General features: G+C 36.8%; 22 protein-coding genes and 1 other annotated feature. Of the genes, 7 read left to right on the top strand and 15 right to left on the bottom strand.

All coding sequences use genetic code 11. From position 1 onward, the window contains the following. The first annotated feature begins 47 nt into the window (after positions 1-47). A complete protein-coding gene (gene rpsD / locus H9636_RS10640) occupies positions 48-650 on the top strand; it encodes a 30S ribosomal protein S4 (protein ID WP_191707588.1) in 603 nt (200 codons plus the stop codon). Positions 651-1,001: 351 nt separating this feature from the next. Here the strand turns inward: rpsD and H9636_RS10635 are convergent, their stop codons facing one another. The 5 genes from H9636_RS10635 to garR form a co-directional block, all read right to left on the bottom strand. Beyond that, positions 1,002-1,187 (bottom strand): hypothetical protein, encoded by a 186-nt coding sequence (locus H9636_RS10635; RefSeq protein ID WP_191707587.1) that lies wholly within the window; start codon positions 1,185-1,187, stop codon positions 1,002-1,004. A 166-nt stretch (positions 1,188-1,353) separates the two neighbouring features. After that, the gene (locus H9636_RS10630; RefSeq protein ID WP_191707586.1) at positions 1,354-2,673 is read right to left on the bottom strand and encodes a gluconate:H+ symporter; all 1,320 of its coding nucleotides are present in this window, start codon (positions 2,671-2,673) and stop codon (positions 1,354-1,356) included. A 59-nt stretch (positions 2,674-2,732) separates the two neighbouring features. Then, on the bottom strand, positions 2,733-3,575 hold the full coding sequence (locus H9636_RS10625; RefSeq protein ID WP_191707585.1) for a class II fructose-bisphosphate aldolase: 843 nt from the start codon (positions 3,573-3,575) through the stop codon (positions 2,733-2,735). Between the two features lie 15 nt (positions 3,576-3,590). Then, complete coding sequence (locus tag H9636_RS10620) at positions 3,591-5,024, bottom strand: four-carbon acid sugar kinase family protein (protein ID WP_191707584.1); 1,434 nt, start codon at positions 5,022-5,024, stop codon at positions 3,591-3,593. Then, positions 5,024-5,920, bottom strand: a complete 897-nt coding sequence (gene garR, locus H9636_RS10615) for a 2-hydroxy-3-oxopropionate reductase (protein WP_191707583.1) — start codon at positions 5,918-5,920, stop codon at positions 5,024-5,026. The genes H9636_RS10620 and garR overlap by 1 nt, the downstream gene beginning before the upstream one ends. Before the next feature lie 245 nt (positions 5,921-6,165). On the opposite strand from garR, the gene H9636_RS10610 reads away from it, so the two are divergent. Beyond that, complete coding sequence (locus H9636_RS10610; protein WP_191707582.1) at positions 6,166-6,783, top strand: GntR family transcriptional regulator; 618 nt, start codon at positions 6,166-6,168, stop codon at positions 6,781-6,783. A 132-nt stretch (positions 6,784-6,915) separates the two neighbouring features. Here H9636_RS10610 and tyrS read toward each other — a convergent pair whose 3' ends face one another. Beyond that, entirely contained in the window at positions 6,916-8,184 is a 1,269-nt protein-coding gene (gene tyrS / locus H9636_RS10605; RefSeq protein ID WP_191707581.1) for a tyrosine--tRNA ligase, read from the bottom strand. 85 nt (positions 8,185-8,269) lie between these two features. Continuing rightward, positions 8,270-8,482 (bottom strand) — a binding site (T-box leader). Between the two features lie 186 nt (positions 8,483-8,668). Between tyrS and H9636_RS10600 the strand changes: the two genes are divergently transcribed. Further along, positions 8,669-11,608 (top strand): transglycosylase domain-containing protein, encoded by a 2,940-nt coding sequence (locus tag H9636_RS10600; protein WP_191707601.1) that lies wholly within the window; start codon positions 8,669-8,671, stop codon positions 11,606-11,608. A gap of 21 nt (positions 11,609-11,629) precedes the next feature. Here H9636_RS10600 and H9636_RS10595 read toward each other — a convergent pair whose 3' ends face one another. The 5 genes from H9636_RS10595 to acsA all read right to left on the bottom strand — a co-directional run bounded on the left by H9636_RS10595 (position 11,630) and on the right by acsA (position 17,830). Then, positions 11,630-12,787 (bottom strand): acetylornithine transaminase, encoded by a 1,158-nt coding sequence (locus H9636_RS10595; protein ID WP_191707580.1) that lies wholly within the window; start codon positions 12,785-12,787, stop codon positions 11,630-11,632. A 20-nt stretch (positions 12,788-12,807) separates the two neighbouring features. Then, positions 12,808-13,599, bottom strand: coding sequence for an acetylglutamate kinase (gene argB, locus H9636_RS10590; protein ID WP_191707579.1), 792 nt, complete (start codon positions 13,597-13,599; stop codon positions 12,808-12,810). Then, positions 13,562-14,788: a bifunctional glutamate N-acetyltransferase/amino-acid acetyltransferase ArgJ gene (gene argJ, locus H9636_RS10585; protein WP_191707578.1), complete on the bottom strand. Its 1,227-nt coding sequence runs from the start codon at positions 14,786-14,788 to the stop codon at positions 13,562-13,564. Before argJ ends, argB begins: the two co-directional genes overlap by 38 nt. Before the next feature lie 11 nt (positions 14,789-14,799). Then, positions 14,800-15,834, bottom strand: coding sequence for an N-acetyl-gamma-glutamyl-phosphate reductase (gene argC, locus H9636_RS10580; RefSeq protein WP_191707577.1), 1,035 nt, complete (start codon positions 15,832-15,834; stop codon positions 14,800-14,802). Between the two features lie 268 nt (positions 15,835-16,102). Beyond that, a complete protein-coding gene (acsA, locus tag H9636_RS10575) occupies positions 16,103-17,830 on the bottom strand; it encodes an acetate--CoA ligase (RefSeq protein ID WP_191707576.1) in 1,728 nt (575 codons plus the stop codon). A 240-nt stretch (positions 17,831-18,070) separates the two neighbouring features. On the opposite strand from acsA, the gene H9636_RS10570 reads away from it, so the two are divergent. The 3 genes from H9636_RS10570 to H9636_RS10560 are packed head-to-tail and all read left to right on the top strand — an operon-like array spanning position 18,071 to position 20,520. Beyond that, on the top strand, positions 18,071-18,703 hold the full coding sequence (locus tag H9636_RS10570) for a GNAT family N-acetyltransferase (RefSeq protein WP_191707575.1): 633 nt from the start codon (positions 18,071-18,073) through the stop codon (positions 18,701-18,703). Positions 18,704-18,718: 15 nt separating this feature from the next. Further along, positions 18,719-19,363: an acetoin utilization AcuB family protein gene (locus H9636_RS10565; RefSeq protein WP_191707574.1), complete on the top strand. Its 645-nt coding sequence runs from the start codon at positions 18,719-18,721 to the stop codon at positions 19,361-19,363. Further along, entirely contained in the window at positions 19,363-20,520 is a 1,158-nt protein-coding gene (locus H9636_RS10560) for an acetoin utilization protein AcuC (RefSeq protein ID WP_191707600.1), read from the top strand. Before H9636_RS10565 ends, H9636_RS10560 begins: the two co-directional genes overlap by 1 nt. A gap of 34 nt (positions 20,521-20,554) precedes the next feature. On the opposite strand, the gene ccpA is transcribed toward H9636_RS10560, so the two are convergent. Both ccpA and H9636_RS10550 read right to left on the bottom strand, forming a co-directional pair. Further along, positions 20,555-21,553 (bottom strand): catabolite control protein A, encoded by a 999-nt coding sequence (ccpA, locus tag H9636_RS10555; protein ID WP_191707573.1) that lies wholly within the window; start codon positions 21,551-21,553, stop codon positions 20,555-20,557. Positions 21,554-21,721: 168 nt separating this feature from the next. After that, positions 21,722-22,807, bottom strand: coding sequence for a bifunctional 3-deoxy-7-phosphoheptulonate synthase/chorismate mutase (locus H9636_RS10550; protein WP_191707572.1), 1,086 nt, complete (start codon positions 22,805-22,807; stop codon positions 21,722-21,724). A 171-nt stretch (positions 22,808-22,978) separates the two neighbouring features. On the opposite strand from H9636_RS10550, the gene H9636_RS10545 reads away from it, so the two are divergent. Continuing rightward, the gene (locus H9636_RS10545) at positions 22,979-25,135 is read left to right on the top strand and encodes a cell division protein FtsA (protein WP_191707571.1); all 2,157 of its coding nucleotides are present in this window, start codon (positions 22,979-22,981) and stop codon (positions 25,133-25,135) included. Between the two features lie 75 nt (positions 25,136-25,210). Here the strand turns inward: H9636_RS10545 and H9636_RS10540 are convergent, their stop codons facing one another. Beyond that, positions 25,211-25,669, bottom strand: a complete 459-nt coding sequence (locus tag H9636_RS10540) for a YtxH domain-containing protein (protein WP_191707570.1) — start codon at positions 25,667-25,669, stop codon at positions 25,211-25,213. 20 nt (positions 25,670-25,689) lie between these two features. Continuing rightward, positions 25,690-26,175, bottom strand: a complete 486-nt coding sequence (locus H9636_RS10535) for a DUF948 domain-containing protein (protein ID WP_191707569.1) — start codon at positions 26,173-26,175, stop codon at positions 25,690-25,692. Positions 26,176-26,240: the final 65 nt, after the last annotated feature.

Raw genomic sequence — 26,240 nt, 5'->3', positions numbered from 1 at the left:
TCATTTCAATCAGTGCAAAAAACCAAATTTAAAGGAGGAGACAAACTATGTCTCGTTATACAGGTCCATCTTGGAAAGTGTCTCGTCGCCTTGGTATTTCATTAAGCGGCACAGGTAAAGAATTAGAAAAACGCCCTTATGCACCAGGTCAACACGGTCCAAACCAACGTAAAAAATTATCTGAATACGGTTTACAATTACAAGAAAAACAAAAACTTCGTCATATGTACGGTATGACTGAACGTCAATTCAAAACTTTATTCAACAAAGCAAGTAAATTACAAGGTCTACACGGTGAAAACTTCATGATCCTTCTTGAAACTCGCCTTGACAACCTTGTTTACCGTTTAGGTTTAGCTCGCACTCGTCGTGGAGCTCGTCAATTAGTTAACCATGGTCACATTTTAGTTGACGGTAAACGCGTTGACATCCCTTCATACAGCGTTAAACCAGGTCAAACGATTTCTCTTCGTGAAAAATCTCAAAACCTTGCTGTTGTAACTGAAGCAATCGAAGTAAACAACTTCGTACCAGATTACTTATCATTTGATGCAGACAAAAAAGAAGGTACATTTGTACGTCTTCCAGAACGTTCTGAATTATCAGCTGAAATTCAAGAACAATTAATCGTTGAGTTCTACTCTCGTTAATCTGTTTCGTTTGCATAATGCAATGTTAAAAGCCTTTGAAACCTTGTTAAATCAGGGTTTCAAGGCTTTTTTATTTTTTCACAACATGTAAAACGAGGCATTAAGACGAATAAACCAATGGTTATTTTTACTACGAAGCTTTAAATACAATGTTTATAAGGAGATGAACTCCAAGGGATTATAATAGGTTTTGCTCTTGAGATTCCACACTTACTGAAAAATTCAGCAAAGATATTCGACAAAGTGAGGAAAAAGAAACGACTCCTCCCGTAAAGAAGCAACGTTGAACCGTTCTCCCTTTTAGTTAATTAGTTGTTTCGATTTCATGTTCAAAACATAAACATAATACTATTATTTACTAAAATAGATAATTTCAATGACCTCGTTAAATGGCATCGTAAAAACGTTTAATTCGAGACTCTCTGGGAGATCAGGCCCCTCCACTAAATAACACTCTCCTTCATCAAAAACTTCTAAAATAGTAACTTTTCCATAACTTTTTGTAAGAACGACATCTAATTCATTTGCTTTTAACAATTATTTCCCCCCTTCTTAAGTTTATAAAATAATTTGGTATTATTATAAGACATCTTCCTTATAAAAATTAATCACACTCTAATTCTGCTAGACTCTCTTCAATCTTTTTAAATTTCATAAAAAAACACGATCATCTACGTTTAAACGTAAATCACCGTGTTTTCGACTATAAGAACATATCTAAAATTAATACGCCAATCAAACCAATAATAGAAACAATAGAAGTTAATACAGTCCATGTTTTAAAAGTTTTACCTATTGATAAATTGAAGTACTCTTTGTAAATCCAGAAACCTGCATCGTTTACATGGGAGAAACCAACACTACCTGCTCCAGCTGCTAATGTCATCAGTTCAGGACTAACACCAGTTGTAGCTACAAGTGGTGCTGCAATTCCGGCAGCCGTCATCCCTGCAACCGTTGCTGAACCTAAAGCAACACGTAAAACTGCTCCAATGACCCAAACTAATAAGATTGGAGATAATGAAGAACCTTCCATTAATGATGCAATATATTGATCAATACCGCTGTCGATTAAAACTTGTTTAAATGCTCCACCACCAGCGATGATTAATAAAATTAAGGCAATCCCTGCTACAGCTTCAGCGAAGGAATTCATAATTTCTTTCATCGATTTACCACGACTAATACCGAATGTAAACATCGCGACAATAACAGAAATTAATAATGCTGTACTTGCTGTACCAACGAAATCTGTAAACGGACGAATTGCTGAATTTGGTGCTGCTAATTCAACGATTGATTTAATAGCGATTAAAAGAACCGGTAAAATAGCCGTTAGAAGACTCGCTACAAACCCAGGCATTTCATGCTCCTCAAATTTCTTCGGATTAAATAACCCTTTTGGAATTTCTACTTCTAAATCTTCTTTTTTAAACAATTTTGTAAATAACGGTCCGGCAATAATAATCGCTGGAATGGCAATAATGACGCCCCAAATTACCGTTTGTCCAATGCTTGCTTCAAACACTTCTGCAATAGCAGTAGGTCCTGGATGAGGAGGAACAAAACCATGCATTGTAATTAAGGCAGTCGTTACGGGAATACCAATGTAAAGGATTGGTACACCAGCTGCAACAGCAATTGTAAATACTAATGGTACTAAAACTACTACACCTGTTTCAAAGAATAAAGCAATCCCGACAACAGATGCTGTCACAACAGCTGCTAATTGGACACGTTTTTGTCCAAAGGCATTTAACATAGATGTTGCAATACGTTGGGCACCACCCGAGTCAGTCATTAACTTCCCTAATACTGCCCCAAAAATGATAACCATTGTTAAGCTTCCAAGGGAAGAACCTAAACCATTTTGTACAGATGTCATCGCTTCCGCTGGTGACATTCCTTCAAAAATACCGACAACTAAAGACGCAATAATCAGAGAAATGAAAGCGTTTAGCTTTAATCCCATCATAAGGATTAATAGAAGCACAACTCCTATTATGATCGAAACTATTGGCATTGTTGATATACCTCTTTCTTTTTTATTAGAATGCCGTGTATCCACGGCATTCCACTATTTTATTTATTCATGAAAAGACGGACAAACTTCGTCATTACAGGTTCCATTGCTTGTTGCATATCCGCCATTATTGTGGATAAGTGAGCATTTTTGCGCTCTTCTTGTTCAAAACTTTCAGCAAGATGACGGGAAGCAGCAAGGGAAACTTCCGTATTGACGTTTACTTTACAAATACCACGAACGACAGCTTCTCGTAGAATCTCATCAGGTGTCCCTGATGCCCCATGTAAAACAAGAGGTATATCTACTAATTTACGTATTTCATCTAATAAATCTAAACGAATGTTTGGTTCACATTTATACATTCCATGAACCGTTCCAATAGCCGCTGCTAAAAAATCAACACCCGTTTCTTCTACGAATTTTTTAGCTTCTTGAGGATCCGTTAATGTACCCGCACCCTCTTCTTCATCGGAAAAGGCACCTAATGCAACTGAACCGATTTCTGCTTCGACACTTACACCAGCCATATGGGAAATCTCAACGATTTCCTTTGTACGACGAGTATTTTCTTCAAGGTCATATTTTGAACCATCGTACATGACCGATGTAAAACCAGCACGAATTGCCCGGACTATTGATTCTTTTTCATAGGCATGATCAAGATGAAGGGCTACTGGTATTGATGCTTTCATTGCTAATTGTCTAACTAGACTTGCAAATCCTTCCACATCAACTGTTCCAAAATACCGTTCTCCTAGAGCAATAATAACCGGATGTTGTTGTTGCTCTGCTACGCGAATGGCTGCTTGAACTGTTTCCAAATTAAAGACGTTAAAAGCAGCAACCGCATAATTTTCTTCCTTTGCTTTCAGAAGAATTTCTTTCGTATTCACTAGCATCCCAATTCAACCTCCCTATTTTCGTTGAAGTAATTCTGCCACTTCTTTTAATGTTGTTTTCGATCCAACATTACCTGGGAAGATGACATACGGTAATCCAGGGAATTTTGAATCCTCGCCCGTATACCAAACAGGAATACCCGGTTTCACTTGACCAGCAACCGTTGCATGTTTTACACCTAGTCCGTTTGTGCCGATATCGCTCGATGTAATACCACCCTTTGCAATAATGTAGCTTGGACGAACTTCTAGACGTTTTACAATACTCGTAACGGCGTTGGAAATTTTCACAGAAAGCATTAATTCTTCTTCTTTTTTGTTTTCCCCAAGATCTAAACGTTGACGTCTTGTATAAACAGAAACGGTTTGCCCTTTTGCAATCAATTCATTTGTTAAGTGGACAATGCGGTCTACCTCTGCTTTAAAGGCTTCATCATTTAACACAAGGTGGACATCAAATTCGATAAAGTGGATGAAATCACATTTTTGTAATTCTTCTAATTGCTCTGTTGTTTTCTTTACATGGGAGCCGACCATAATAAGTCCACCATTTTTAGAATCATCCTTTACTAACTCTTGTCGTGTAAGTAAAGGTCTATCACTCACTCCACCAATAATTTTCGTTAAGGCGGCAGCACTTCTAAACATAAACATTTTGCCTGCGCGCATTGCTCTGATTAAAGCAATGACAAACACTTTTACGTCCATATAATCAACAGCATTTACGATAACTTTATTGAAGTTTTCTACCTTCATTAATTGCTCTACTAAACGATCAATTTGAAGGGAACGAATATCTTCTAAAGAAAGGTAAGTTGCATCATTTGCTCTATACTTCCCATTCGATTTCTCTTCTGCCCATTCTGCAAGATTAGATGATTTATAGCCAAATGTACGATCTTTTGCAAACTCTGTTTCACCTGCTGGTACAAGTACATCGTCATATTGTACATAATGGACATTGTTAATAGTAAAGCGTCCACCCTCTTGAAAAAATGGAATGATTACTTCACCATCAAATCGAGTAGTCGATAAGTCTTCAATGGTCTCTTTCAAAACTTCTGTTTCTAATGGATAATGACCGCGTAACGTTGAGTCACCACGACTAATGAGTATAAATTCTTTATCGAATTTTTTCGCTGTTTGTTCTACTATTGTTGCAATTTCTTTATGAGCTATTTTTGTTTCCTCTGCAGTAAAACCGCGAGAATTCGTTAAAATAAAGAACATAGGATTTTCTTCTGCAAATCCAGCTTCAATGCTTTCTGGCGACCAATCGGTATAAACGGAAATATGATGAACGGTTTGGACACCTGTTGGATCATCATCGAGTACAATAATTTTTTTATTTAATTGTGCTAACTCTTTCTCTAAAAGCTCATTCACCAAATCCCCTTGAGGAAGTGGTAAAAGATGAGAAAAGGTTTCTTTTGCATTTAAATTTTCCATTACTTTTCCACTCTCTTTACTTCAACATTGGCTAATTTTTCATAGTATTGAACGATACCGCCATGGTCATCCATTAATTTCCCATCTGCTTTTAAAGCATGGAAAATTTCAAGTAAATGGCTAGAAAGCGGTAGTGGTACGTCCATGTTATGAGCAGTATCCATTACATTCGTTAAGTCTTTCATATTAATCGCAATAGTGCCACCTGGTTTAAAGTTACGATCTAAAATTAACGGTACTTTTGCATCTAATACTGCACTACCAGCTAATCCACCGCGAATTGCTTGGTACATTTTGTCAATATCAATTCCTGCTTTTGCCGCAAGTACTAATGCTTCAGACATAGCAGCAATATTTAAGTTAACAATAATTTGATTAGCAAGTTTAGCTGTGACACCACTACCGTTATCTCCAACTAAAACGATATCTTTCCCTACAGCTTGTAAAACATCTTTGATTGATTCGAAGGCTTCTTCTTTACCTCCAGCCATAATTGATAATGTACCATCGATTGCTTTCGGTTCACCACCACTTACAGGAGCATCAATCATGTGAACTCCATATTTTAAAGCTTCGTTTGCTATTTCCACTGAATCTACTGGAGAAATAGAGCTCATATCAATAATGACTAAACCTTTTTTCGCATTTTTTAATATGCCATTTTCACCGAGGATAGTTGATTTCACATGGGGTGCAGCTGGCAACATTGTAATAATACAATCACAAGTTTCACCCATCTCCATAACTGAACCTGCTGTTGCTCCTGCTTCAACAAGAACATTGACTGCGTCTTGATTAATATCAAATACCATTACATCAAAACCAGCTTTCAACAAATTAAGGGACATCGGTTTACCCATAATGCCTAATCCTACAAATCCAACTTTTTTAGCCAACTTCATTCTCTCCTTCATATATGTAAGGGAAAAAACCCTTATTTTGTATTTCATAAATATTTTAGTTTCGCTTAAAAAAAGCGCTTTCATACTTTCACATAAAATTGTACACATTATTTTGTTTTTTGTACACATTTTTATTTAAAATGTGTACAAAATAAAATAAACTTTATAAAAGTGACAGAAGAACCTATAATATTAAAAGGAAATATTTAGGATTATTAAACATCAGGAGTCGATTTGTTTTGAAGAAAAAAGATGTACATACTTATACTTACGCATATGAATATTTACGCGATCAAATATTATCCGGTAAGATTGAGCCAAATACGAAGCTTACAGAGGAAAAACTTGCGGAGGAGCTTGGTATAAGTAGAACACCGATTCGTTCAGCAATTGCAAAACTCGAACAAGAAGGACTAATAAAAAACAAACGAATATTTAGTCCAACACAAACAGATATTCGTAATATTTTTCAAGTACGAATACTATTAGAAGGATTTGCGGCTCGTTATTGTGCTGATTATATTACAAAGGATGCACTAGAAAGACTAAAAGAATGTGTTGAAATTGGACAAAAAGGGACAATAGAAGAAGTAATGGAGGCAAATTATTTATTCCATCAAATCATTGTGGAGGAAACTCATAATCCAGAAATCGTTAAAATTATTGATCGGATGCAATCCATTATTTACTTGCTTCGAAAAACAGTAGTTCAGCAAAAACGCCCCCATTTAATCGAAGAACATGCTGCTATTTATCATGCGATTGCTACCCATGATAGTCAATTGGCAGAACAGTTAATGATTGATCATTTACAAAAGGATCTGGAATTCAGTATTCATCGTCTAATGAAAAACTAATTTATATATGGTCTATTTATATAGGAAGAAAAAGGTGTTATTACCCTATTAAACCTCCGATTACAAAGAATCTTAAAAAAGCTTTTTTAAATAGGAAAAGGCAATCCAAATAATATTGGATTGCCTCTTTTATTAATTAAATTTCACCATATGATATTTTTTCTTACCGCGACGAATAATGGCAAAAGCATCTTCTAAACGGTCTTTTGTATCCACGACATAGTCTAAGTCTGTTATTTTTTCACCATTAACTAAAATCGCACCATTTGTTACATCTTCACGAGCTTGACGTTTAGAAGAAGATATACCTGCTTCTACAAGTAAATCGACAATGTTTTTATCTTCTTTTGAAAGTTCCACGGATGGAACCCCTGCAAAGGCAACTTTCATTTCATCAACCGATAAACTTTTTAAGTCTCCTGAGAATAAAGCAGCCGTAATTCGTTCTGCTTGATCTAACCCTTCTTCTCCATGAATCAGCTTTGTCATTTCGGCAGCTAATGTTTTTTGTGCTTTTCGTAAATGAGGTTCTTCTTTTACTGATACTTCTAAAGCTTCAATTGCTTCACGTGATAAGAATGTAAAGATTTTTAAATATTTCACTACATCTGCATCAGCAGCATTTACCCAAAATTGGTAGAACTCATATGGAGAGGTTTTCTCTGGATCTAACCATACCGCACCACCAGCCGTTTTACCAAATTTCGTTCCATCTGCTTTTGTCACTAATGGAATCGTAATCCCAAATGCTTTCGTTTCTTCCTCATGGGTTTTACGGATTACTTCAAGACCTGTTGTAATGTTCCCCCATTGGTCAGAACCACCTACTTGAATTCGTACGTCATAGTGATCATATAAGTAATTAAAATCAATTCCTTGAATGAGCGTATACGAAAATTCTGTAAAGGAAATTCCTGTTTCAAGTCGAGATGCAATTGTATCTTTTGCAAGTAAGTAATTGACATTGACTAACTTCCCATAATCTCGTAAGAAGTCAATAACACTTAATTTACCAATCCAATCATAGTTGTTTACAAGCTTTGCCCCATTTTCCGATTTACTAAAATCAAAAATTCGTTCCATTTGAGCTTTTAATCCTGCAACATTTTTCGCAATTTGTTCTTCAGTTAATAAATTTCGCTCTGTTGAACGCCCTGATGGATCCCCTATCATCCCTGTAGCTCCACCAACTAGTAAAATTGGTCTGTGTCCCGCTTGTTGGAATCTACGTAACGTTAATAAAGGAACGATGTGTCCAATATGCATGGAATCAGCAGTTGGGTCTACACCAACATACAAAGAAACCTTTTCTTCATTTAATAATTTTTCCATTCCTTCTGCGTCCGTTTGTTGATATAACAACCCACGCCATTGTAAATCTTCAATTAAAGAATTTGTCATCTTAATTCCTCCATTATGTTAGTTTCAATTTATAAAAATAATTTACTTAACAAAATAAAAAGTCCCCACATGTAACATGGTTACATGCAGGGACGTTCATAACTAAAAACGCGGTACCACCCGGCTTGAAGAAATCAATCGATCCGATATTCTTCCACTCATTATCGTTTTAACGCAACGGGAACGTTCAAGCTCCTAGAACGTAATTCATGTTGTACATTATGTCTAGCTTTCACCAACCGCTAGCTCTCTATAACAGGGAATGTAAACATTACTTCAATCTCATCTACACTTGAAAAACTATTATAGTATATTGTACTCTACCTAAATTGATTGTCAATAAATATGTTAATACATATAGGAAATATGCTATAATAAACTGGATTTTAAGGGGGTCGAGAAAGTGAAAGAATGGTTAAGTCATTTAAAAAATAAAATTAAACATATTAATGAAAAAATAGATACATTGGCTTCATCAACTAAAATGAGGCGCTTAAGAATTACTGGTAGTGTTATTTGGAATTTAGCTCTTATATTTTTAATCTTCCTAACTACTGCGATTGTTTTCGTTGGCGGAATAGGACTTGGCTATTTTGCATCCCTCGTAAAAGATGATCCGCTCCTTTCGAAAGAAGAAATGAGAGAACAGATTTATAGTTACGAAGAAACAAGTGAAATGTATTTTGCAAATGAAGTTTACATAGGGAAAATCCGTACTGATATCGAACGGAGAGAAACTTCTATTAACAAAGTCTCTCCTACATTAATTAATGCAGTACTGGCAACAGAAGATGAATATTTCCGCGAGCATGATGGAATTGTCCCTAAAGCCGTCCTTCGTGGAGTATTGCAAGATTTTACAAACTCTTCTACCCAAACAGGGGGGTCCACATTAACACAGCAGTTAATTAAAAACCAAATTTTAACGAATGAAGTTTCCTATGAACGGAAAGCAAGAGAAATCTTACTTGCGTTAAGATTAGAGAAATTTATGTCAAAGGAAGAAATATTAGAAGCTTACTTAAATATTATTCCTTATGGTCGTAACGCATCAGGGGTTAATATTGCCGGTGTTGAGACTGCTGCCCAAGGTATTTTCGGTGTTTCCGCAGCAGATTTATCGTTACCACAGGCCGCATACATTGCCGGAATACCTCAAGCACCTTTTGCCCATACACCTTTTACAAATACAGGGGAAATAAAAGATGCTAACGGATTAAAACCGGGAATTGACCGTATGAAAACCGTGTTAAATCGAATGCTAACAGCTGGCTACATAAATCAAACTGAATATGAACAAGCAGTTAACTACGACATAACAAAAGATTTCCGTAAACCAGAACCTGAAGCAATTGATAAATATCCATATCTTACTTATGAACTGGAAGATCGAGCAAAAAAAATATTAGCTGAACAGCTTGCAGAAAAAGATGGCATAGATCCGGAACGATTAGAGGAAGAAGATAACTTAAAGGAAAAATACATGATTTTAGCCGATCGTGATTTACGTTCCGGTGGTTACAAAATCTACTCTACAATCGATAAAGAAATGTATGATGCAATGCAAGAAGCTGCTAAAAATTTCAAAAGCTACGGTTATACGTATACCTCTAAAAAAGTAAATGCTGAAACAGGGAAAGAAGAAGTGATTGAAGAACCAGTTCAACTTGGTGGTATGATGATTGAAAATACCACAGGGAGAATTTTAAGTTTTATTGGTGGCCGAGATTTTGAACTGGAACAAACGAACCACGCAACACAGGCAATCCGTCAAAACGGTTCGACGATGAAACCATTATTAGTTTATGCACCTGCCGTTGAATATGGTGTCATCGGTGCGGGAAGTCCGGTAGTAGACGTGAAGTTTTCTTATAGAGGATGGTCACCTTCCAACTATTCGGCATCACAAGAAAAGGGCATTATTCCTGCACGGGAAGCTTTGGCAAATTCTCAAAACTTAGCTGCAATACGTTTATATGATTCAATTAGAGATAGACAACCTACATCCTATTTAGAAAAAATGGGCTTCTCCACTCTAACAGAAGGTGATAGGGATAACTTATCTTTAGCTATCGGTGCAATGACGGATGGTGTAACAGTTGAAGAAAATACAAACGCCTTTGCAACCTTTGCCAATGGGGGTCAATTCACTGATGCGTATATGATTGATCGAATTGAAGATTTAGATGGTAATGTTATTTACGAGCACAAAGCTGAACCTGTTCCTGTATTCTCTCCTGAGACATCTTATATCGTAACGGATATGTTAAGGGATACATTAGAGTATGGTACGGCGACAAAAGCAAGACGTAATTTAAAATTCTCTGCTGATTTTGCAGCTAAAACAGGTACGACACAAGATTATAAAGACGTGTGGTTAGTCGGTTATAATCCAAACGTTACATTAGGTGTTTGGATGGGTTACGACAAACCGAAAACTCTTAGTAGTTTTAATGGTACCTATGGGCAACCAAGTGAACGAGTGAACTTACTGTGGGCGAAATTGATGAATTCCCAATATGATGCAAACCCTGAATTAGTGGATACGAATAAGCAATTTGCGCGTCCGAAAAATGTCATTAGTGCATCCTTCTGTGGAATTTCGGGCGATGCTCCATCGAAGGAATGTTCTCAAGCAGGTCTTGTCCGATCCGATTTATTTAATCGAAACGTATTTGTACCAAGTCGTAGAGATGATAGTTTAATTTCCGCTTCATCTGTAATGATCAATGGAAAAGCTTACCGTGCTCTAGACTCTACTCCTAGTGAATTTGTTATAAAAGGAGGAGCCGGTATTAACCCTGATTTTGCTGATCGAATGCTTGGCAGATTGGGAGGCGACCCTTCTAAACTATGGCCAAAGAGTGAAAGTAGTAAAGTCGTTTCTTCTGCTAGATTCAATGCGGATGGCAAGGCACCAAATGGCGTCAAAGCATCATTAAAAGGATCCACGATGACTTGGTCAAAATCGTCTTCGAACGATGTCATTGGCTACCGGGTATATGAAATTACCGATGGTAAACGTTCTCTCGTTGCTACATTAAAAGATGGCCAAAGTCTAAGGTACACAGTGGCAAAAGATCGAGCTTATATGGTAGTAGCTGTCGATATTACTGGTAAAGAATCCGCCCAATCTAATCCGATTGCTGCAGAAAAAACAGAACCTAAAGAACCGGATAAAGATGAAAATAAAGATCCTAACAGTGACGCTAACAAAGATAATCAAAAAGATGATTCTAAAGACGATACTGATAAAGGTGATAAAGGTACTGACGAGAATACTAACGACAAGGATTCTAATACTGATACCGAAAAAGAACCCGGCAAAGAAGCGGGCTCTGATAAAGACAAACCTCAATCTGGTAATAACTCGGGTAGTGGAACTGGAAACGAAACTGGTAACACCGACAATTCAAAACAATAAATTTCTAAAAAAAGCGCCATCTCAACTAGTTGAGACGGCGCTTTTGCTTGTTAATAATACTTTTTTCAAAATATCTACGGCTTCATCAATTTCTTCCTTCGTAACTGTTAATGGTGGTAATAAACGAAGTACATGTGGCCCTGCTCCTACAAGTAATAACCCCTCTTCCTCTGCTTTCGTGACAAATTCAGATACGTCCTTTCTACAATCGATACCGAGGAGTAATCCCTTTCCGCGAATCGCAAATTCATTTTCTGGTAAACTTTCATTTAATTTTTGAAGGAGATAGTTTGATTTTTCTAGTACCTCATCTAAAAAAGATTGCTCAAAAACAAGCTCGATTACTTTTTGGGCCACTGCAACAGCTAATGGATTTCCTCCAAATGTTGTTCCGTGAGAACCTGGTCCAAATGTTTCATATAATTCTGCTGTTGCTAAAATTCCAGCAATCGGAAATCCTCCTCCTAGCCCCTTCGCAATCGATACGATATTAGGTTTTAATGGCGTTTGTTCAAAGGCGAAACGAGTACCAGTACGACCAATACCCGTCTGTACTTCATCGACGATAAGTAAAATTGAATTCTTTTCACAAATGTCTTGAATTGCTTGTGCAAATTGTTCTGTAACTGCATGAACGCCCCCTTCGCCTTGAATAACTTCAAGCATAATCGCAGCTACTGAATCATCTACCGTTTCTTGTAAAGCTTCAATATCATTAAAAGGTAAATAACTAAATTGCTCTAGTAATGGTCCAAACCCTTGATGAATTTTCTCTTGTGCTGTAGCAGACATCGCTCCAAATGTACGACCATGAAAAGAATTTTTAAAAGTAATAATACGATGTTTGCCTGTATATTTTCTTGCTAGTTTAATCGCCGCTTCATTTGCTTCTGCTCCACTATTACAAAAAAGGGCATGGGAAAAATGATTATCCTTCATTAAACTTTCCGCTAGCGCAACTTGACCAGGACTTTCGAACAAATTACTTGTATGCCAAATTTTTTCGCTTTGTTGTTGAATCGTTTGCACTAAAGAAGGATGGGCGTGGCCAAGGCTACAAACTGCAATACCACTAGTAAAATCTAAATATCGTTTTCCCTCTTCATCCTTTACGATTGTTCCTTTACCTTCGACTAGGCTAATTGGTCTTCTAGCATAATTATTAAATAATGCATTCATATTTGTTTGCACCCCTTATTTTATTTAGAGACGACATCCTTACTAAAGGAAGGAACAATCGTCGTTCCGATTAATTGGTCATTCACAATTTGAACCGAGGGAATTCCAGATTTTAACACTTGAATAGCACTTTGAACTTTTGGAATCATTCCCCCGTAAATTACTCCTTCTTCAATCCACTTCTCTATTAAACTCGGTGTAGCTTCTTTCATGTATTCGTCTTCTACTCGTATCCCAGATACGTCTGTTACAAGCAATAAGCTTTCTGCCTCTATCGCCAAAGCTACTTCACTTGCAACGGTATCTCCATTTATATTGAGAGCATGCCCGTTCATTGCGGTACCAACACATGCAACAACTGGAACAATTTGCTGTTTACATAATTGATGTAGTAATTGGGTGTTCACATTCATGATTTTCCCTACATATCCGTAAGTTTCATAATCTAATAGTTCACACTGAAGCAATTGGCCATCAAATCCATTTAACCCAATAGCAGTTATTCCCGCTTCATTTAACTCTCCTACTAGTGTAGGATTAACTTTACCGATCAATGTAGATTGCACAATGTCCATCGCTTCTTTACTCGTGACACGAATCCCATTTAATACTTTTGATGCGATATTTTGCTTTTCTAACGCTTTATTTATCGCAGGTCCCCCACCATGGGTGATGATGATGTCATATCCACTTTGTTGTAAATGTTTAAAATTAGAAAAGAAGGTTTTATTTAAACCTTCTAATGTACTACCACCAAGCTTAATGACAATTTTTTTACGAGCGGTAGGATGCATTGATTTGGACATAATCATATGTTAAATCACACCCCCACGCTAATCCGTGTCCATCACCTTGAGCTAAAGAAACGGTAATTTTCACTTCATTGGATTTTAAAATTTGAATTAATTGTTCCTCTGAAAACGGTATAGGTTCCCCGTTTTGAACCATAAGGGCAGGTCCGATTTTAATCGAGATTTTCTCCGGATCAATGGTAGCGCCACTATAACCAACAGCTGCTATAATACGCCCCCAGTTCGCATCATTACCAAAGACAGCTGTTTTGACTAATGGGGAGCCAACAACCGTTTTAGCAATTTTGCGCGCTTCCTCGTCATTTAAAGCGCCATCTACTTCCACTTCGATTAACTTCGTTGCTCCCTCTCCGTCACGAGCAATTGATTTAGCTAAATCTTCAGCAACTGTTTTTAATGTACGGTAAAAGTTATTCCATTCTGGATGGGATGGCGATAGTGGATCATTCCCTGCTAATCCATTCGCCATTACAATGACGGTATCATTTGTCGATGTATCTCCATCTACTGTTATGGCATTAAAAGTGAGATCCGTAATTTCTGATAGTGCCTCTTGTAATTCTTTTGATTCAATATTGGCATCTGTTGTGATGAACCCGAGCATTGTAGCCATATTTGGTTCAATCATACCGGAACCTTTTGCAGTACCCGAAATGATCACTTCTTTCCCATCAATGAGCGTACTATAAGTAGTATTTTTCATTACCGTATCTGTCGTTAAAATCGCCTGGGCAAAATCAATACCGTTTTCAAGGGATTTTCCTAATTGTAATTTTTCAACTCCTGTTCGAACAGGTTCCATCTTCATTATTTCACCTATGACACCTGTTGAAGCTACTCCTACATAAGTATGGGGTATTCCAAGTTTCTCAGCCGCTAACTTTTGCATTTCATATGCATCCATTATCCCTTGTTTTCCCGTACATGCATTGGCATTTCCTGAGTTGACGATAATCGCCTGCATTTTACCAGTGTTATAGACAACTTCCTTTGTAACGGTTAATGGAGCAGCTTGCACAGCATTTGTCGTAAATACACCAGCAACACTTGCAGGTACGTCACTTGCCAATATAGCTAAATCTTTTTTCTTATGTTTAATCCCACAATGAATACCAGCAGCAGAAAAGCCTTTTGGTGCTACGATGTTTTTACTTGAAATTTTTCTCATTTCATATAATGTATTTGACATTTTTCTCCCCCTTAAATAAATAACGGTATAACATCCAATCCAAGCGTTTGCGGTAAACTAAATTGAACGTTCATATTTTGGATTGCTTGCCCAGCAGCCCCTTTTACTAAATTATCGATGACACTAACAATTGTTGCTCGATTCGTTCTTTCATCTACCTTTACAAAAATATCACAATAGTTTGAACCTTTTACTCGGTTTGTTCCCATTAATGAAACACTAGTTACGATACGGACAAATGGATGCTCCTTATACGTTTCCATTAAACATTCCGTTAACTGTTCATTAGAAACTCCCTCTGTTACCGGTGCATATGTTGTCGCTAGAATACCGCGCGTCATCGGTACTAAATGGGTATTAAAAGTAATCTTCGTTTTTACATTTGCAAACAGCTCAATCGCCTGTTCAATTTCAGGTATATGTTGATGTTCATTCACTTTATAGATGGAGAAGTTTTCATTTGTTTCACTATAATGGGTTGTTTGTGAAAGTTTATTTCCCGCACCAGATACTCCGCTTTTTGCATCAATGACTAAGTAGTGAGGATCAATTAATCCCGCTTTGATTAACGGTAATATGGAGAGTAAAACGGCAGTCGGATAGCATCCCGGATTAGCAATGAAATGAGAAGATTGAATATTTTTTTCATTCCACTCTGTTAGTCCATAAACACTTTGTTCCACAATATGTTTCGGTGCAGGTTGTTTGTTATACCATTTTTCAAATACCCCTACATCCTTTAAACGATAATCCCCGGATAAATCAATTAACTTCGGCCCAACACCAACTAATGGCGGTAATAAAGAACTTGTAACCCCCGAAGGAGTACTCGTAAAGAGCACATCTAATCCAGCCAAAGAATCTATAGTGATTTTTTGTAATGGCGTATCATGAATTGTTACTAAATGGCCAAATTTTGAAGAAAAAATGGCACCTTCATCTGAAGATGTGAACAGTTCAATGTTTTTTACTTCTGGATGATGGTGTAAAAATCGAATAAGCTCTAACCCACCGTATCCAGTTGCTCCGATAATACCAACTTTCATATAATTCACCCCTATAATTTGAAAACACACCTCAAAAAGTTTGACATGGGTTTATGTATTTTTATGCTAATCTTTTAATATTCCAATTATTATACCTAAGATAAAGATAGTATAATTCTGCATAATTATTTAGTCAACTGTATTTTTAATAATCTTAAAGTTAAAAAAAAGGAATATCCATTAATAAAATCAATGAATACCCTTTGAAAGTTTGTATAAATATGAATGTCTAGGCAAAATATTTTTCAGTTGGTCATATGAATAAATATTAATCTTCCATCGTTGATAAATCCCCTGTGGGAAGATTTAATTCCCAAGCTTTTAAGACTCTACGCATAATTTTACCGCTCCGTGTTTTAGGAAGCTTCTCTTTAAATTCAATTTCACGAGGAGCAGCATGAGCAGCGAGTCCCACTTTAACAAAATGGCGAATTTCCTCTGCTAATTGTTCCGTTGGTGTTATTCCTTCACGCAATGCAATAAAGGCTTTAATAATTTCTCCTCTTACAGGATCTGGTTTACCAATGACTCCTGCTTCGATCACGTTAGGATGTTCTAACAATTTACTTTCCACTTCAAAAGGACCTACCCGTTCACCAGAAGTCATAATCACATCATCAACGCGACCTTGGAACCAGAAATAACCATCATCGTCTTTATAAGCTGAATCTCCTGATACATACCATTCTCCTTTTAAGAAATAGGAATCATACTTTTCAGGATTTCCCCAAATTTGACGCATCATCGACGGCCAACCTTTTCGAATAGCTAAATTACCCATCGTAAAAGGTGGTACTTCATTTCCTTCATCATCAACGATCGTAGCATAAATCCCTGGTACTGGTTTTCCCATTGATCCGGGTTTAATATCCATTGAAGGATAATTACAGATCATATGACCTCCCGTTTCTGTCATCCACCATGTATCATGAATTCGATGACCTAATTCATCCATTCCCCAACGGATAACTTCTGGATTTAACGGTTCCCCTACAGATAGCACATGGCGCAAGGATGAACGGTCGTATTGCTCTAAAAAATTAGAACCCGCTCCCATTAACATTCGGAATGCAGTTGGCGCACTATACCAAACTGTCACACCGTAACGTTCAATAGCTCCATACCAACTTTGAGGACTAAAACGTCCACCAATGACTAAATTTGTCACACCGTTTAACCATGGCCCAAATATTCCATAAGCTGTCCCTGTAACCCATCCTGGATCTGCAGTACACCAATAAATATCTTGTTCTTGTAAATCAAGAACCCATTTCGCTGTTTGATAATGTTGAATCATTGCATTATGGACGTGTAAAACACCTTTCGGAGCACCCGTTGAACCTGAAGTATAATGCAATAACAGCCCATCTTCTAAATCAACCCACTCTATATCATATAAGCTAGAAGCTCCCTTTAATTTACGGTTAAAATCAACTATTTTTTCAGTTTCTTCTACTTGTTCCCCAACAAGGAAGATGGTTTCTAAATGTGGTAATTTCTCAATCGGAACTCGACTTAAAAGATTTGGCGTTGTAACAAGCGCTTTAGCGTGACTATCTGCTAAACGATCATAAACTGCTCCCTCCATAAAAGCTTCAAATAAAGGGCCAACAATGACACCCATTTTAATAGCTCCTAATAGGGAAAAATATAACTCCGGTGAACGAGGCATAAAAATAAATAATCGATCCCCCTTCTCCAAACTTGAGTTCTCCTTGAATACGTTCGCAGCTTTATTCGACAAACGCATCATGTCATAAAAGGTATAACTTTCTTTTCGAACCCCATCATCAAAAAATAAAGCCACCTTATTTTTTCTAAAGCTTTCTGCATGTTTGTCAATCGCCTCATAAGCCGCATTAACCTTCCCCGTTGTATACCAACTAAAGGATTTTTCAGTTTCTTGCCAATTAAAAGTTGCAACTGTTTCATCATAATCTTTTAAATGATGTTCCCCCGTAACAATTGCTAGTTTGTCCGTAATTTTTATCCCCATAAAAATTACCCCTTTCAAAATCAATTTCGAAGAAATAAACCACTTATTTAAAATCGCATTAGGAGAGGATAATCTCATCCCGAAGTTCAAATAAGCATAATCATATTTTACAATATTCAGAACATTTTGAGTCGAATGTTTTAAATTTTGAAATAATTTATGCATTTTTAACGAAATTCAGCGATTTTGTGCATAATTTATCATATAATGAATTTATCATTTTTTGTGGAGCGAAATGGAATGGAACATATTAAAAATTTTTATTCAGTAGAAATGGAAACGAAGCATGGCATTGTAAAAGTAGAGGGACCAGTCCCATCGGAACAATTACAGCTTTATGATTTCCACGAAGATTTAGTATCCTTTAGACCCCCTTTGCAACAAAAAAAGGCTTTAGTAGGAATCGCAAATCTAGAAGAGGGACGCATTATTATTATGCGCAATGGAAATACCGTCGTTGGCTATGTAACCTATTTATATCCTGATCCAATGGAAAGTTGGTCAGAAGATCGTATAGAGAACATGATTGAATTAGGAGCAATAGAAGTGATTCCAAGTTATCGAGGATTTGGTGCAGGAAAAAAGTTATTACAAGTTTCTTTCATGGGAGATGAGATGGAAGATTATTTAGTTATTACGACGGAATATTACTGGCATTGGGATTTAAAAGGAACGGGTTTAAATATTTGGGATTATCGAAAAATGATGGAGAGAATGATGAATGTCGTTGGCTTTGAATATTACGCAACCGATGATCCAGAAATTTGTTCCCATCCAGCAAACTGTCTAATGGCCCGAGTTGGGAAACGAGTAAATAACGACACGATGGAACGCTTCGACCAATTACGTTTTAGAAATCGATACATGTATTAACGAGGGGGAAATGAGATGATTATTGAAGAAATTATGAATAAAGACGTCTATTCACTGTTGCCTTCTAATACAGTCAAAGATGCCATTCAACTAATGAAGGAGAAACAAATTAGACATTTACCGATAGTGGATAATCGAAATTTTTTAGTCGGCATTATTACACAACATGATTTGAAAAATATTCTTCCATCTTCACTTCATGATCATGAACAAATTACCTATAATACAACGTTAGATAAAATTATGATCAAGGACCCTTTAATTGGTCATCCCCTTGATTCAATCGAGGATATCGCTCTTACTTTATATGAATCAAAAATTAGTTGCTTACCAATCGTGACAGGGGGGAAATTAGTAGGTATCGTTACAACAACTGACCTTCTTTATACATATATCGAGCTAACAGGTGCCAACAAACCCTCTTCTAAAATTGATATTAAAGTAACCGATAAGCCAGGTATTTTATCGAATATAGCTGAAGTATTTAAAAAACATAAAGCGAACGTTTTAAGTGTTTTAGTCTATCCAGATGCTGATGATGCAAATTCAAAAATTTTATCTATCCGAGTACAAATTATTAATCCTCTATTAATTATTGAAGATTTACGCAAAGAAGGCTTTCATGTTTTATGGCCAAATTTACCGGGGATTGAACTATGATGAAAAATGCCGTGTTTATTTATTCTCCTGAACAACTCGGATATAAATTTTCAGACTCACATCCTTTCAATCATAAACGTTTACTTTTAACAATGGACTTATTGAAAAGTATAGGTGCGCTATCAGATGATGATATTATACCGGCAAGGGTTGCGACCGATGAGGAAATTGCCCTTGGACATGATGTAAAATATATCGATACGGTTAAAAAAGCTGGACATGGTCTATTAACCCCTCAGCAATGCGAAATGTATGGCATTGGTACTGAAGATACACCAATCTTCACGAATATGCATGAAGCTAGCGCATTATTAGTGGGAAGTACATTACAAGCTGTGGATTATGTGATGCAAGGGAAAAGTAGACATGCTTTAAACCTTGGTGGAGGACTTCACCATGGTTTTCATGGTCGTGCTTCAGGTTTTTGTATCTACAATGATAGCACCGTAGCAATACGCTATATACAAGAAAAATATAACGCAAGAGTTTTATATATCGATACGGATGCCCATCATGGAGATGGTGTCCAATGGGCTTTTTACGATGACCCTAATGTCTGTACTCTTTCCATCCATGAGACTGGGCGCTATCTTTTTCCTGGTACGGGTAATGTGACGGAAAGAGGCAATGGCCAAGGATATGGTACATCTTTTAATTTCCCAATCGATGCTTTTACAGAAGATGAGAGTTTTTTAATGATTTATGAACAGGCCGTTCGGGAAGTATTTGACTATTTTAAACCCGACGTCGTCATTACTCAAAATGGTGCAGATGCCCACTATTTTGATCCCCTTACCCATTTATATGGCACCATGAAAATCTATCAAGAGATTCCGAAACTAGCCCATAAGCTAGCCCACGACTATTGTGATGGAAAATGGATTGCTGTAGGTGGTGGAGGTTATGATATTTGGCGTGTTGTTCCAAGGGCCTGGTCCTTTATTTGGACAGAGATGAACGACTTGCCTTGTCCATCTGGTCCTCTACCAACCCAATGGTTAGAAAGATGGCAGTCCCATTCGCCTGTTCCTTTTATCCCAACATGGGAGGACCCTACTCCTTTGTACGAACCAATTCCGCGCAAGGCGGAGATTGAAGAAAAAAATGCACAAATGTTAATGAAAGCATTACATATTATTCGCAATGAACATCGCTAGTAAAAAAGACAACTCATGATGAGTTGTCTTTTTATTATTTAACCGAATTCCGCTTCTCAATTCGATGGGGAATAATTACGGATTGATTATCGATTTTTTCTTTATTCATTATTTTCGTCAATAAGCGCATAGCGACTGCCCCAATATCATATAAAGGAAATACGACACTTGTCAGCTGTGGACGTACCATACGTGCAAGTTTTGAATTTTCAAAACTAATGACTTCGATTTCGTTCGGAACTTTTTTTCCACTATCTTGCGCACCATGTATAAGACCGATTGCTAATTCATCACTACCTGCAAAGAAGGCAGTTGGTGGATTTTCAAGGGCACTTAATGTCTCCCATGCTTCAATACCACTATCATACGTATCATCATCAGATACAATTAAACTTTCATCCAGTTCCATATTCGCATCAACAATCGCCTTTTTATAGGCTTCCAATTTGAATTTTGAATTAATCGTATATTGTAGAGGTCCAGATACAAAAGCAATACGCTTATGGCCATTTTCAATTAACAACTGTACCGCTTCATAGGACGCTTGGAAATAATCAATATTAACAGAAGCAAATTGATTCGATTCATCTACCGAACCAGCAAGTACGATTGGTACTGGAGAATGTTCTATTGACTGATGTAATTTAGGGGTAACTGCATCACTCATCATGACAATGCCATCTACTTGTTTACCTAGCATTGTATCGAGAAGTGTTAGTTCTTTTTCTTCGTTTTGATCGGAATTGGCTAAAATAATATTATATCGATACATTGTTGCAATATCTTCGATTCCGCGGGCAGCTTCTGCATAAATATTATTTGATATATCTGGAATAATTACACCGACAGTGGTTGTTTTTTTACTTGCTAAACCACGTGCAACTGCATTCGGTCGATATTCTAGACGTTCGATCACTTCTAGTACCTTTTTTCTTGTTGCTGGTTTTACATTTTGGTTTCCGTTAACTACACGTGAGACCGTCGCCATTGAAACATTCGCTTCACGTGCAACATCATAAATCGTTACAGTCAAAGGATACGCCTCCTTTTATTAAATTAATATGTTCATCATACGATAATTTCCATTTCTTTTTCAATATAAAGCACACAATCTTCATAAAGATTCAATATTTACAGCCTTTTATTCAATAAAAAGCCCAAAAAGTATCCTATAAGATACTTTTTGGGTTTTTTTAAGAAATTATGCTTTGTATTCGTATTGTTTCATAAATTTTTGTATTTCATTATAGAAAGCATCAAATTGCGGAATATCCATTTGTTGTTGAGAATCGGATAAGGCCACAGAAGGATCCGGATGCACCTCTGCCATAACTCCATCTGCTCCAATCGCAATAGCCGCTTTAGCACATGGTAATAGAAGATCACGACGTCCTGTTGAGTGGGTTACATCGACAAATACCGGTAAGTGGGTTTCTTGTTTTAAAATCGGTACTGCAGAAATATCTAACGTATTACGAGTTGCTTTTTCATAAGTACGAATACCGCGCTCACAAAGGATAATATTTTCATTACCTTTTGACATAATGTATTCAGCAGCATGAATAAATTCATCAATTGTAGCAGCTAAGCCTCTTTTTAATAAGACTGGTTTATTTGTTGCGCCAACTGCTTTTAATAATTCAAAGTTTTGCATATTGCGGGCACCGATTTGGATAACATCAACGTAATCTAGAGCTTCTTCAATATGCGTTGGAGTAACAATTTCCGTTACAACTGCTAAGCCGTACTCTTTTGAAATTTGCTTTAAGATTTTTAACCCTTCTAACCCAAGACCTTGGAAATCATATGGAGAAGTACGAGGTTTATATGCCCCTCCGCGAATTAACTTCAATCCTTTTGATTGGATAGAAGCTGCAACAGCTGCTACTTGTTCATAGGATTCTACAGAGCAAGGACCAAATACAAAAGTTGGATCCCCTATTCCTACTTTTTCATTATTAATCTCAATTATAGTATCTTCGGATTTTTTCTTACGAGATACGAGTAATTCCTTTTTCTTGTCTGCCTCTAGTTGTTTTAGTGCCGTTTTAAAAATTTGTTTAAATATATAATCAACCGTCATTTGATTTAACGGGCCTTTATTGTGTTCTTTTAATAAATCTAACATATGTCGTTCACGAAGAGGATCATATCGGTTTACCCCTTGTTTTTCTTTAATTTTACCAATTTCATTTACAACCTCAGCTCGCTCATTAATTAGACGTAGTATTTCGAGGTTTAAAGCGTCTATTTGACTGCGAAGGATTTCTAAGTTTTTTTCACTCATTTCCTTTTCTCCTCTCCCTGTACCGAACTCTTTCAGAACGTTGAAATGTATGATACATTGTTAGTTATAGTCTTATTATAGTCAACAATATACATATTGTCACGCAATTTTAATTTAGCGCTTCAACTCGCTAAAGTTAGTATAGATTCCATCTGAAAGGAAGCGATTTCATTGAGTTCCAAACTATTCGCTTTAGATATAGGTACCCGTTCTGTCGTTGGTATTATTTTAGAAGAACAGGACGACCATTTCCATGTTATTGATATCCTTATAAAAGAACATAAAGAACGGGCTATGGTAGATGGCCAAATACATAATGTGTTATACGTTGCGGAATTAATAAAAGAAATCAAAATGGAGCTTGAAGAAAAGCATGGCCCTCTATCTAAAGTAAGTGTTGCCGCAGCTGGACGTGCCTTAAAAACAGAGCAAGCAAGTGTTACGATTAATATAAAGAACCGACCTATCTTCACGGAGGAAGATATAAATAGACTTGAACTACAGGCTGTACAACATGCCCAACAACAACTCCTTTCCACGAAGGAAGAGGAATCGTTTAATCATTATTATTGTGTAGGCTATTCTGTCCTATACTATAAGTTGGACGGCGAAGAAATCGGTAGTTTACTAGACCAACAAGGCAATGAAGCGACAATTGAAGTAATCGCAACTTTCCTACCCCGCGTAGTCGTAGAATCATTACTCGCTGCCCTGAAACGGGCTGATTTAGAAATGGAAGCATTAACTTTAGAACCGATTGCAGCAATCAACGTGTTAATCCCCCAATCGATGAGACGATTAAACGTTGCCTTAGTCGATATCGGTGCAGGAACTTCTGATATTGCCATTACAGATAAAGGAACCATTGTCGCCTATGGAATGGTGCCAACAGCGGGAGATGAAATCACGGAAAGCTTAAGCGATCATTATTTATTAGATTTCCCTGTGGCTGAAATGGCAAAACGGCAATTAGCAACGGAAGAAAACATTCTGATTAAAGACATATTAGGATTCGATCAATCTTATCCAAGAGATGAAGTGATCCAAGCTATTCAACCGTCTATTCAAAATTTAGCAAAAGCAATTGGATCAGAAATTTTACGATTAAACAATCAAACACCTCCAAAGGCAATTATGTTAGTTGGTGGTGGTAGTTTAACTCCTAATTTAACAAATGAACTAAGTCATGTTTTAAACCTTCCTGCAAATCGGGTTGCGGTTCGTGGAATTGACGCCATTCAAAATGTAACAAAAGATGAAACAATCCCATCAACCCCTGAGTTAGTCACTCCAATCGGTATTGCGATTGCTGCAAAAAAGGCACCCATCCAGTACATGACGGTAACAGTGAATGATCAAGTTGTTCGCTTGTTTGAAATGAAGGAGATGACTGTATCAGATGCCTTTTTGGCTGCAAATATACGAGCAAAACAACTCTATGGTAAACCTGGTCAAGGCATTTCCATTACAGTGAATGGCCAAGACATTTTTTTACCAGGAGAACATGGTGAGCCAGCAACAATTATGGTGAATGGCGAGCCTGCATCTACAAAAACACTCATTCAAAATGGAGATTGTATTACATTGGTAGAAGGTAGACATGGTAAAGATGCGAAAGTAACTGTCCGTGATATAGTGGATGATGCCCTATTTAAATCTATAACGGTACAAGGTACTCTTTATCCTATTGAACCGAAAGTAAAAGTAAATAACCAATACTGTTCGCTTGATATAGAATTACAGGACCGAGATCAAGTTTACATTGAAACGATTGAAACGGTAGAAGACGTATTTAAACATATAAAAGCAATTGATCTAATGCATAAATTACAGCCTTTTTGCATTCATGTGGATGGTCAACCAATGTTTTTACAGGATTTCACACCAACCTTATTGATTAACGATAAACCAAGCAAACTTCACTATCCAGTAAAAAATGGTGATCGTTTAAAAGTAGAAGTGAGCTCCCTTCCTACGGTAGAAGTAATTATGGCTAAATTAAATTTAACATTAGAAGAAAAAATCATCGTAACTTTCCAAAATGAAACAGTAGAATTAACTAAACAATGTCGTGAAGTATTGCTAAATGGAACTGCTTTGTCGCCTTCATCAACAATTCGAAACGGCTCAACGCTAACAATTGTAGAAAAGGATTTAAGCCGATGGAAATTTCAAGATGTGTTCCGTTTTTCAAATTGGCAACTTCCCCGGGATTTTCAAGGTACTTTTACGATTTTAAGAAATGGGACAGCTTCATCCTTTGACGAAGAAATTTTCGGTGGCGACCAATTAGAAATTATTTTATCGGAACAACCTATCTCGAACTAAAATAACAGGTTCAAAACAAAAAAACTGCCCATTTCCATTTGGAATGGGCAGTTTCTATAATCATGGTATTTTCCATTAAATTGATGAAGGTTTTGAAGCTTCTGCAATGTCTATCCCTTCATACGTATCATTTTCTAAAGGTTCTTCCCCTTCGTATGAAACCGTACCATCGTCAAATACAGTTGGTACTTTTGCAGTTTTTGATTTTACTTTATCAACTAGTTGGCTCGATTGTTCTTTCAACTGATTGGATAATAGAACGGTTTTTTCTTTCGCAGTAGATGATAATGTAACACCTTTATCCTTTAGATTTGCCGCTTGGCTTGCTACATCACTTCTTAAATCTCTACCTGTTTTCGGAGCAAGTAATAATCCTACCGCTGCTCCTACAATCCCTCCTACAAATGCTCCAATAACAAAATCTTTCATATTCACCGACTCCTCTTCGTAAATAGCATCTGCTCCTGTATAAAGTTGTGGTAAATTTGGTATCGCATTTTTCACTTCGTTATAATTTGGTTTTTCCCCTACCATGTTCAACATCCCCCTATTTGTTATTTTCGTCGTTTAAATTTAGAAGATTTTTTGACGATTTCATCTGTTGCTTCATCCACATCATGTTGGCTAATTGCTTTACGTTGTTTCCATTTATCAGCAATTTCCATTGCCACATTGCTCCATTGGACTACTTGAGCAATTTTTTCTTCATTTTTACTTACTTCTGAAGAAATAGAAGATGTAATTTGTTGAATAGAAGTATTCAATCCATTTACGGATACCCCAATATTTTTCACTGCATCAACGACTGTGTTCAATTTTTCAGATTTCTCCGTAATATCTTCAGCTAATGTATTTGTTTTGGCTAATAGGGAGGTTGTCTCACGCGTGATTCCTTCCATTTGTCCTTCAATTCCAGCAATAGTACCTGCCATGCTATTTAGCGTATTTTTTAATGAAAACAACGTCATTCCTACACTAATACATAAAATTAAAAAACCAATTGCTGCAAGTAATGCTGCGATGTATAAAATGATCTCCATTTACAATAAAACCTCCTACGTCTACTTACATCTTACTATTCGACAAAATATGTGAAAATCCTTCA

This window comes from Ureibacillus galli, from assembly GCF_014836845.1.
GTDB lineage: Bacteria > Bacillota > Bacilli > Bacillales_A > Planococcaceae > Ureibacillus > Ureibacillus galli.
The sequence above is the reverse complement of the archived record's forward strand: the minus strand, read 5'-3'. Positions and strand labels throughout refer to the sequence as shown.